Raw genomic sequence first — 2088 nt, forward strand, 5'->3', positions numbered from 1 at the left:
TTTTGTTTGCCCGGCGAAGCCGGCAACCCCGGACACCTGAAAGAAGGTGTCGTCACCCCGACTGAGGGGAAGACAACCCGACTGGCAAGGGCGCCACTGGCCAACGGTGGGGTCTGAAGGAAGCCATAGGGTGTTAACGGTACACAACGCAAGTGAACCTGCTTCGGCAGCACAGGTGGGTAAGCGTGCAAAATAGCGCGACGCCCGATACTCAGTCAGGCCTGTGCTGTGTTTGAGGGTGGCATCGTTAACAGGGAGCCGGTGCAGTAACCGGGGAAGCCTGGCACCGTATCCAGTTTGTCTGGAAGGCACGCGTCAAGGTGAAAGCCAAGAGCGGGTCGGGTGTGAGGTGGCAGATGATGCCGTAGTAGTGAGGAAGTTCCGGCCTGTGAAGCCTGGTAACAGCGTGGAGGATAAAACCGGATCGACCGCTGGCGGAGGTTCAGTGGACTGGGCAAGGCCAAAAGCCTTGGTCGGATGCGAAGGGCGGAAGTCATTAATGAGAACGACGGATATTGATCCGAAGGTGGACGCTGCGTTCACAAGCTGTCCGACGGGGCAGGGAAGTGGGTCGAAGTGCGGTGGGAACACAGTGGCTTCGTCCTTCTCTGAACGAGGGAGTAGAACGACACCGTGGCGGCAGATTGCCAAGCGCTAGTACCCGGACGGGTCGTTTGAAACAGACCAGTAGCCAGACCGACGATCGGAGCCGTCATCACAGAGATGAGCAGGCATGAGGAAATACTACAGTCTTTACGGGCAGTTGCTGTCAAAGCAGCGCCTGTATGAAGCCTTCAGACACGTCAAGCGCAACAAAGGTGCGGCCGGAATCGATGGGCAGAGCCTGAGTGCGTTCGAGGTGAATCTGGAGGTGGAGCTGTCGTGTCTGCTCCTCGAACTGAAGGAAAAGCGCTATCGAGCGCAGCCTGTCAGGCGCGTTGCCATCGCCAAGGATGACGGCGGTGAACGTCTGTTGGGTATTCCCACGGTTCGAGACCGGGTTGTGCAACAGGCATTACGCAGTATCATCGAACCGCTCTTCGAACCGGACTTTCATCCCTCGAGCTACGGGTATCGTCCGGGACGCAGTGGCCACCATGCCATTGGCAAGGCGGAGCTGTTCGTGCGCCGCTACCGGCGTGAATGGGTAGTGGATATGGACTTGTCGAAATGCTTCGACACGTTAAACCACGACCTGATCATCCGCCAGTTCCGCCAACGGATCACGGACGGCAGTGTGTTGTCGCTGCTGCGCCAGTGCCTGGAAAGCGGCGTGATGGTGGGGCACCACCTTGAAGAGACGGCGCTGGGCAGCCCCCAGGGCGGCGTGATCAGTCCGCTGATCGCCAACGTCTACCTGGACGCCTTCGACCAGTTCATGAAGGCACGGGGTCATCGAATCGTCCGCTACGCGGACGATATCCTGATCCTGTGCAGCTCACGGGCTGGAGCGGAGAACGCGTTGAGGGCAGCCCACTGTTATCTGGAAGGTGAGCTGAAGCTGACAGTCAATGCCACCAAGACCCACATCGCGCACAGCGACGAGGGGATCAAGTTCCTGGGGGTGGTGATCCACACCAAGTACACCCGCATCCAGGAAAAGAAGGTGGTGAAACTTAAGCAGAAGGTGAAAGCGTTGACGAAGCGCAATCGAGGTGCAGGGCTTGCGGTGATCATCCGCGAACTGAATCCTGTACTCCGTGGCTTCGCCAATTACTTCCGGGTAGCGAACTGCGCACGGGTGTTGAAACAGGTGATGAGCTGGGTCAGGCGGCGTCTCCGCTGCGTCCAGCTCAAGCAGTGGAAGAAGCCGAGTCGGCTGCATCGAAGGCTGAAACAGTTGGGCTACCGCCCGCCGTTTAAGTACATCAAGATGCAAAGCTGGCGTAACGCGGCGTCACCGCTGGCCCATCTGGCGATCCCCAGCGCCTACTTGCATGACGATCTGAAGTTGATGGACTTAACGAAGATCAAAACGGGCATCACTGTCCCCGAGTTCGGGGTAAGTTAATGGCATGAGCCGTATACGAGGCCCGTATGTACGGTTCTGTGAGAGGGATGAGGCGGTAACGCCTCACCCTACTCGAT

The 2088-nt window shown here is 58.3% G+C and carries 2 protein-coding genes; one reads left to right on the forward strand and one right to left on the reverse strand.

Annotated elements, in window-relative coordinates; all coding sequences use genetic code 11:
- On the reverse strand, window positions 1–312 hold a 312-nt coding region (locus INT19_RS19355), incomplete at its 3' end, for a hypothetical protein (RefSeq protein WP_226912297.1).
- Window positions 313–733: 421 nt separating this feature from the next.
- Between INT19_RS19355 and ltrA the strand changes: the two genes are divergently transcribed.
- Entirely contained in the window at window positions 734–2011 is a 1278-nt protein-coding gene (ltrA, locus tag INT19_RS03705; RefSeq protein ID WP_193059771.1) for a group II intron reverse transcriptase/maturase, read from the forward strand.
- The last annotated feature ends 77 nt before the right edge of the window (window positions 2012–2088 follow it).

This window comes from Halomonas sp. 3A7M (genome assembly GCF_014897875.1).
Lineage (GTDB): Bacteria > Pseudomonadota > Gammaproteobacteria > Pseudomonadales > Halomonadaceae > Vreelandella.

Coding starts and splice junctions, on each gene's coding strand:
- ltrA (WP_193059771.1), top strand. CDS start 734: ATGAGGAAATACTACAGTCTTTACGGGCAGTTGCTGTCAAAGCAGCGC.